The organism is Collinsella sp. TF11-5AC, from assembly GCF_003436775.1.
Lineage (GTDB): Bacteria > Actinomycetota > Coriobacteriia > Coriobacteriales > Coriobacteriaceae > Collinsella.
In genome coordinates this window covers 1-7,500 of record NZ_QSQO01000005.1, presented here as the reverse complement: position 1 = coordinate 7,500, position 7,500 = coordinate 1, and the positions used below count along the sequence as shown (strand labels likewise).

The window sequence follows — 7,500 nt, the reverse complement described above, 5'->3', positions numbered from 1 at the left end:
GGTGGGCGCCGCCCACCGGTCAGCGGCCAGAGCATGGGGGGCACGCCCGGTCCCGTTCCGAACCCGGAAGCTAAGCCCCATCGCGCCGAGAGTACTGCGGGGCCAGCCCGTGGGAGGCCAGGGCGCCGCTGACCGGTGGACGGCACCGAGCCGTCATCGAGATTGAAGAAGGGGGAGGCCTCGCGGCCTCCCCCTTTTTTGTATCTCGGGCAATTTGTCTCACATAGTAGCTGTGTTTTATAACCCTCGTTTGTCGCATCTTCTGCGAACGGGCTACAATAACTTAGTCTGTGCGATATGGAGGTGAACATGGCTGAAGCTGGTATCGGCGTTGATATCGTCGAGATTTCCCGCATGAAATCAATTCTTGAAAAGACGCCGTCGTTTGCTCGGCGTGTGTTTACCGAAGAAGAGCGTGCGTATTGCGATGCATCATCGCGTCCCGCTGCTCACTATGCGAGCCGCTTTGCTTCGCGCGAGGCGGTGCTTAAAGCTCTCGGCACGGGTTTTAGTCAAGGCGTGGGTCGCAAGGATGTTTCGGTAACGCGTGATAAACTCGGCAAACCGAAGGCGCTGCTTTCGGGCCGTGCTCTCGAGATCGCTCAAGAACTGGGCGTTGTTGAGGTCGCTCTTTCCATTACGCTTACGGGAGACTTGGCCGTTGCGAATGCCATCGCGATTACCGAAGATGCTCGGCCTAAGCCAAAAGATGAAAAGGTGAGCACCAAGAAACGCGTTGCGCAGACATTTAAAGAGGCTCGCTCTGTATTAGATGAGCTCGAGCAGCTGCAGAATTCAGCATTGACGGAGCACCTGGGCGATGCTTCGCAAGATACGCTAGGAGCATAGATGAAACCGGTTTTGAGTACCGAAGAAGTCGTTCGTCTCGAGGATATCATCGAACGCGAAGGGACTTCGAAGGCCGAGCTTATGGAGCTAGCGGGTGAGTTTGCCGCTAACGAGGTCTTGAAGCTCAATCCCGATCGGGTTCTCGTTTTGGTCGGTTTTGGTAATAATGGCGGCGACGGTTGGGTTGCCGCCGATATCCTGAGCCATAAGGGTGTGGACGTGGATATCGTTTCTCCGGTTGAACCGGATGAGATTCCTGCTGCTCTGGCACGTCATGTTGCTCGTCGTACTGCCGGCCGCGATGTGCACGTTTGCGTCGGCCCCTCGCGTGATGAACTCGAGGTTTTGATCGATAAGGCCGATGTTGTTGTCGATGCCATTTTTGGTACCGGTTTCCACGGGAATCTGCGTGCGCCGTTCTCCATTTGGATTCCTACGGTCAATGAATGCGCCGATTGTGTCGTATCCATTGATGTCCCCTCGGGCCTGAATGCAGAGACGGGCGTTGTTGATGACGACTGCATTCGTGCCGAGCGCACGGTGACGATGATTGCGCCCAAGATTGGTCTGTATAGCGCTGATGGTCCTGAGTATGCTGGCGATTTGATCTGCGGCAATCTTTACGACCGTCTTGACGAGGTCATCGATGATGTCGACCACGCCGCCGAGATTGTCGAGCCCGGTGACTTAGTTGATTACTTTGCTCCGCTACCATCGAATATCGATAAGTATTCCCGTGGCTCCGTGCTTATTGTCGCCGGATCTGCGCAATATCCTGGTGCTGCCATTATGGCGGCCAAGTCTGCAGCTCGCGCGGGTGCTGGTTACGTGGCAGTCGCGGCTCCTGACGCCTGCGCCAATCTCATTCGCATGGCACTTCCTTCGATTCCGGTCTTTGCTATTCCGTCTGATTCCCGCGGCTCCTTTGGCGCCGCTGCGCGTATGACGGTGTGCGAGATCGCAAAGAAGTACAGCTGCGTGCTGTGCGGTCCCGGTATGACGACGTCTGCCGGCGCTATGCAGGTGGTTTCGGGCTTGCTCGAGCTTGATGTACCGCTAATTTTGGACGCCGATGCACTCAACTGCCTTGCTAAGATTGCCATTGACGGTATTGATAGTAACCCCGAGATGTATCGTCGCGAGCAGCCGTTGGTTATGACACCGCACTATCGTGAGCTTTCGCGTCTGGTTGCCGGTGACGAGGTGAACGACCTTGGTACCGCGATTGCGGCCGCGCAGAAGGTTGTCTGGGCTGCAGGCTCCGACAATCTGGTGGTCATTGCCAAGGGGCCGACGACGGCTATCTGTGGCGTTGAGCGTGTGCTGCTGCCGCTCTCGGGTCCGGCTTCTCTGGCAACTGCCGGTTCGGGTGATGTTCTCGCGGGTATTTTGGCCGGCACGCTTGCCACCATGCGCGACGAGATGGATCGTTGGGAGTTGCTGTATTCGTACGCCGTCGCACTTCACAGCTACGCCGGTTTTGCCGCGGCGACGGAGTATGGTGAGAAGAGCGTCATCGCGACCGATCTTATCGACTTGATCGGTCCTGCCATGGAGCTGGCGGCAAAGGATGCGCTCGAAGATCTGGGAATCATGGACGAAGGGTCGGATGACTAATCATGAATAAAGCCGATTTGACGCGCTGGTCCTGGGTCGAGATCGACCGCGGGGCGCTCCGTCGCAACACGAGGGCCTATAAGAACTTGCTGAATCCGCGTCAGCGCCTGTGCTGCGTGGTCAAGGCCGATGCTTATGGTCATGGAGCTGTTGAGTGCGCCAAGATCATGTATTCGGCCGGTGCCGACATGTTTGCCGTGGCGACGGTTAACGAGGGCGTTGAGCTCCGACAGGGCGGGATTACGAAACCCGTCCTCATCCTAAGCGAGCCGCCTATCGAGGCTATTCCGACGTTGCTCGAGTTTGATATCATGCCCTCGGTCTATACGTCTGACTTTGCTCTTGCGTATGGCGAATGTGCCGTCGCGGCGGGCAAGGTGGGCAAGTATCATCTCGCCATCGAGACGGGCATGAACCGCATTGGCGTACATTACACGCAGGTGCTCGACTTTGTCCGCGGTATTAATTTCCATCGCGGTATTCAGTGCGACGGCGTATTTACTCACTTCGCCACGGCCGATGAACCTTCGGGCTGGGACTACAAACTGCAGTGTCAGCGCTTTACCGAGGCCGTTCAGGCCATTAAGGATGCGGGCTTTGAGTGCGGTATCGTGCACTGCGCCAACACGCCGTCCTCGATGCTCGACCCCTCGATGCATTTTGATATGATTCGTGCCGGCATCGGTTTGTATGGTCTGCAGCCATGTGAGCTGAGTGGTCGCGTGATGCAGCTTGATCCCGTCATGAGCGTCCATGCGCGTGTGACGCGCGTGGCGCATCCTGCGATGGGCGAGGGCGTGGGCTACGGCTTTACCTACCGCGTACCGCGCACGCGCGTTCAGATCTGCACCCTTCCGATCGGTTATGCCGATGGCCTTTCGCGTACGCTTTCCAATCGTATGGACGTGCTGTATCGCGGCGAGCGTGTGCGTCAGGTGGGCAATATCTGCATGGACCAGTTTATGGTCGCCATTCAGTCCAACCCGGCGCATGAGATTCCCGAGGCCGAGTATGGTGACGAGATGATCATTGTCGGCCGCGATGGAGATGCCGAGATTACCATGGACGAGATGGCGCGCCTACGCGGCACGATTAACTACGAGGTCGCTTGCGGCTTTGGTATGCGTCTCGACAAGGTCTACGTGTAGGAGTCGCTATGGGCGTCATGCACATCCCCGGCCATAGCCATCAGGCGCCACGTGAGGTCGCACTCGAGGAGATCGAGGCCGTTCTGGGCGATTGTCACCTTTGCCAGCTTTACCAGTCGCGCCATAACATCGTGTTTGGCGTGGGAAACCCCCACGCTCGCGTGATGTTTATTGGCGAGGCGCCGGGCCGCAATGAGGATTTGCAGGGCGAGCCCTTTGTGGGGGCGGCAGGCGAGGACCTCAACGGCATTTTGTCGCTGGCGGGGCTCAAACGCGAAGACGTCTACATTGCCAACGTGCTTAAGTGCCGCCCGCCGGGAAACCGCAATCCGCGTCCCGAGGAAGTGCTGGCTTGCTCGCCATTTTTGCGTGAGCAGATTCGAAGCATCTGGCCCGATATTATTGTGACGCTCGGCAACCCCGCGACGCACTTTGTGCTAAAGACCGAGATTGGCATTACTAAGCTGCGCGGCAGGTTCCACCAGATGGGGCATTTTGTGGTAATGCCCACGTTCCATCCGGCAGCAGCGCTGCGCAATCCGGCGTGGCAGGAGCTGCTGGAGGAAGACTTTAAGATGCTGGGCGACTATCTGGAGCGACATCCCGCGCCAGAGGACGCCTCGGAATAATAAGGAGCATATATGTCCCTGGAGCGCCTGGGGGTAGGTACTTACAAAACGACTTGCGCTGCCGATACGGAGTACTTTGGCGAGCTAATTGCACCGTGCCTTGAGGACGGCGATGTGCTCATCCTGACCGGTGGCCTGGGAGCGGGCAAAACTCACTTTACCAAGGGCGTCTCGCGCGGGCTGGGCGATGGGCATATGGTTACGAGCCCTACGTTCGCGCTCATGGCCGTTCACGATCAAGGTCGTATTCCGCTGTTTCACTTTGATTTATACCGCCTGGAGCATGCCTACGAGCTCGAGGATACGGGCATTTTCGATGTGCTGGGCTATGAGGGTGCTTGCCTGCTGGAATGGGGCGAACAATTCCAGGACGAGCTGACGGATGAGTATCTTTCGGTGACGCTCAGGCGTGATGAGGGCGACAGCGACGTGCGAACGATAACGCTCGAGGCGCACGGTGACCGCGCAATGGAGCTTTCCCATTTGATTGATAAGGCTGTACAAGATGAGCTTGCATAACGACAACGCGCTGGTGGTGGCGCTCGATACCTCGACCGACATGCTTGCCTGCGCGGCAAGATGGATTGATGGGCAGACGGGCGAGACGAAGCTCGTGAGTGGCGACCACATGTGTCGCCGTCACGCCAACGTTGAGCTCGTGAATACCGTTGATGGCGTGCTGGCTCAAGCCGGTCTGGATCGCAGCGATGTTGGTTGCTACGTGGTCGGCCGCGGCCCGGGGTCGTTTACGGGTGTGCGCATCGGCATCTCCACTGCCAAGGGCCTCGCGCGTGGTGCCAATGTTCCGCTACTGGGCGTGTCGACGCTCGATGCTTGCGCTTGGACGGCGTGGAAGGCTGGCGTGCGCGGCAAGCTTGGTATCTTGGCCGATGCTATGCGCGGTGAGGTATATCCGGCGCTGTATATGCTGGTCGATGAGGGCCCCGAGCGTCAATTTGAGCGCGAACACGTGGTCAAGGCCGCCGTGGCGCTCGATGAGTGGCGCCGAGCAGCGGACTGGGACCAGGTTCAGCTGACCGGTGACGGTCTCGTGCGCTATGGCAAGCTGCTGGGTGAGGACGAGACCGTCCGCTGCGTGGAGCGCGACCTGTGGTGGCCTTCGGGCGAGGGCTTGCTGCTCGCGCACGCTGCGGGTGACGGCGATCCGGCTCGCGTCCTGCCGATTTACACGCGCCTTTCGGATGCCGAGGAAAACGAGCGCAAGCGTCTTGGTCTTGCTGAGAGTGCACAGAGCGAAATTACGGGCGTTGCCGATGAGCTCGCCGGTCGTCATCTGCAGTTCCGTCCCATGGGCGCGGCGGATGCCGAGGGCGCGAGCGCGCTAGAGGCTGCCTGCTTTGAAGGTGCCGGACACAAGGCGTGGACGCCGGGCATGTTTCTGTCCGAACTGGGCGAGGACGTCGCTGCGCCGCGTAGTTGGTGGGTGGCACACGACGACGGCAAGCTGCTGGGCCTTGCCGGCGGTATGGTCGTGGACGGTGATGTGCAGATTCTGGATGTCGCCGTCGACCCGGCACATCGCCGTGAGGGCATTGCCCGCAAGCTGCTGTCGCATGTGAGCTATGATGCCCAGATGCTCGGCTGCACTACGGCTTCGCTCGAGGTCGAGGACGGTAACGAGGGAGCGACCGCGCTTTATAACGCTCTGGGCTTTACCGAGGCTGGCCGTCGCCGCGGCTACTATGGTGCCGGCAAGGACGCCATCGTCATGACGGCTCCGCTGCCCCTGGTGCTTCCGGTCGACAATGCTTCGCCCGAGCCGACGGCGGCAGAGCAGCGCGTATGGCCGCTGCCTGCGCCTGGGCGCTCCGAGGGGGAGCGTGCCGAAATTGAGCGCCGCCGCCTAGTGCTCGCTATCGAGAGCTCCTGCGACGAGACGGCCGTGGCGATTATCGATGCGGATGGCAATATGCTGGCCAACCAGGTGTCGACACAGATTGATTTTCATGCCCGCTTTGGCGGCGTGGTGCCCGAGATCGCCTCGCGCAAACACGTTGAGGTCATCGTGAGCGTCGTGGACGCGGCGCTCGAGGACGCCGCAGCGTCGCTGGGCCTTACGGGCGGAGCCATTGCGCCAAGTGAGCTTGCCGCTGTGGGCGTGACGCAAGGTCCTGGCCTGGTGGGTGCCCTGGTGGTGGGTGTCGCCTTTGCCAAGGGCTTTGCGTATGCTGCCGGCAAACCGCTGGTGTGCGTCAATCATCTGGAGGGCCACCTGTTTGCCAACCTGTTGGCGCAGCCCGACCTCAAGCCCCCGTTTATCTTTACGCTCGTTTCGGGCGGGCACACCATGCTCGTGCACGTAAAGGCATGGGGCGACTATGAAGTGCTTGGCGAGACGCTCGACGACGCCGTGGGCGAAGCCTTCGACAAGGTGGCAAAGGCACTGGGTCTTGGCTATCCCGGAGGCCCTATCATCTCCAAGCTTGCCGAGACGGGCAACCCCAAGGCGATCGATTTCCCCCGTGCGCTTAACAGCAGGGGGGACTATCGCTTCTCGCTTTCGGGTCTTAAAACGGCCGTGACGCTCTACATCGAGCAGGAGACCAAGGCCGGGCGCACGATTCACCTGCCCGATCTGGCGGCTTCGTTTGAGGCAGCCGTCTTTGACGTTCAGTACAAGAAGGCCAAAAACGCCCTGCATGCCACCGGATGCAAGGAATACTGCATCGGCGGCGGCGTCTCGGCTAATCCGCATCTGCGCGAGATGATGATCAAGAAGCTTGGGCGTCAGGGGATCCGCGTAACGGTGCCACCGCTTTCGGCGTGCACCGACAACGCCGCCATGATCGCAGAGGTTGCCCGCCGTAAATTCGACCGAGGAGAAATCTCGCCGTTCGACGTCGACGCCGATCCAAACATGACGCTGTAGCTGGTACGGCGCGGTCCCCGGACGGAGGGGCCGGATATAAGGTTTCCTGCTCTACAGTCCTGCGCAAGACGAAGGCCACATTAAGTGGCCTTCTTTGCGTGCGGAACTCGCGATAAACCTTATATCCGGCCCCTCCGTCCGGGGACCTTTCTGTATCGATATAGCTTCTGAGCTGGTTTGGCGTCGACAACGTCCGGCAAGGTTAGCCAGCTGCGTCGAATTTCCGGCGTGCTTTAGCTGAAAGAAAAAGATGGTGTGCGGAGCTTTGCTCCGCATTTGGGATGGGAGCCCCTGAGAGCCGCGGGAGCCGGGCGGCGCATATGAACTTTATCGCGAGTTCCGCACGCAAAGGAAAGCACTTAATGTG

At 59.5% G+C, this 7,500-nt stretch carries 6 protein-coding genes and 1 rRNA gene; all 7 read left to right on the top strand.

What is annotated here, in order from left to right; genetic code table 11:
- Positions 1–18: 18 nt before the first annotated feature.
- The 7 genes from rrf to tsaD all read left to right on the top strand — a co-directional run bounded on the left by rrf (position 19) and on the right by tsaD (position 7,133).
- Positions 19–134, top strand: a 5S ribosomal RNA gene (rrf, locus tag DXD16_RS03710).
- A 175-nt stretch (positions 135–309) separates the two neighbouring features.
- Complete coding sequence (gene acpS / locus DXD16_RS03705; RefSeq protein ID WP_117655164.1) at positions 310–849, top strand: holo-ACP synthase; 540 nt, start codon at positions 310–312, stop codon at positions 847–849.
- The gene (locus DXD16_RS03700; RefSeq protein ID WP_082435564.1) at positions 850–2,466 is read left to right on the top strand and encodes an NAD(P)H-hydrate dehydratase; all 1,617 of its coding nucleotides are present in this window, start codon (positions 850–852) and stop codon (positions 2,464–2,466) included. It begins immediately after the preceding gene.
- 2 nt (positions 2,467–2,468) lie between these two features.
- Positions 2,469–3,614 (top strand): alanine racemase, encoded by a 1,146-nt coding sequence (gene alr, locus DXD16_RS03695; protein WP_117655163.1) that lies wholly within the window; start codon positions 2,469–2,471, stop codon positions 3,612–3,614.
- 8 nt (positions 3,615–3,622) lie between these two features.
- On the top strand, positions 3,623–4,243 hold the full coding sequence (locus tag DXD16_RS03690) for a uracil-DNA glycosylase (protein WP_089573671.1): 621 nt from the start codon (positions 3,623–3,625) through the stop codon (positions 4,241–4,243).
- Between the two features lie 12 nt (positions 4,244–4,255).
- Positions 4,256–4,762, top strand: a complete 507-nt coding sequence (gene tsaE / locus DXD16_RS03685) for a tRNA (adenosine(37)-N6)-threonylcarbamoyltransferase complex ATPase subunit type 1 TsaE (RefSeq protein ID WP_117655162.1) — start codon at positions 4,256–4,258, stop codon at positions 4,760–4,762.
- Entirely contained in the window at positions 4,749–7,133 is a 2,385-nt protein-coding gene (gene tsaD, locus DXD16_RS03680) for a tRNA (adenosine(37)-N6)-threonylcarbamoyltransferase complex transferase subunit TsaD (protein WP_117655161.1), read from the top strand. Before tsaE ends, tsaD begins: the two co-directional genes overlap by 14 nt.
- Positions 7,134–7,500: the final 367 nt, after the last annotated feature.

Coding starts and splice junctions, on each gene's coding strand:
- DXD16_RS03690 (WP_089573671.1), top strand. CDS start 3,623: ATGGGCGTCATGCACATCCCCGGCCATAGCCATCAGGCGCCACGTGAG.
- tsaE (WP_117655162.1), top strand. CDS start 4,256: ATGTCCCTGGAGCGCCTGGGGGTAGGTACTTACAAAACGACTTGCGCT.
- DXD16_RS03700 (WP_082435564.1), top strand. CDS start 850: ATGAAACCGGTTTTGAGTACCGAAGAAGTCGTTCGTCTCGAGGATATC.
- acpS (WP_117655164.1), top strand. CDS start 310: ATGGCTGAAGCTGGTATCGGCGTTGATATCGTCGAGATTTCCCGCATG.
- alr (WP_117655163.1), top strand. CDS start 2,469: ATGAATAAAGCCGATTTGACGCGCTGGTCCTGGGTCGAGATCGACCGC.
- tsaD (WP_117655161.1), top strand. CDS start 4,749: ATGAGCTTGCATAACGACAACGCGCTGGTGGTGGCGCTCGATACCTCG.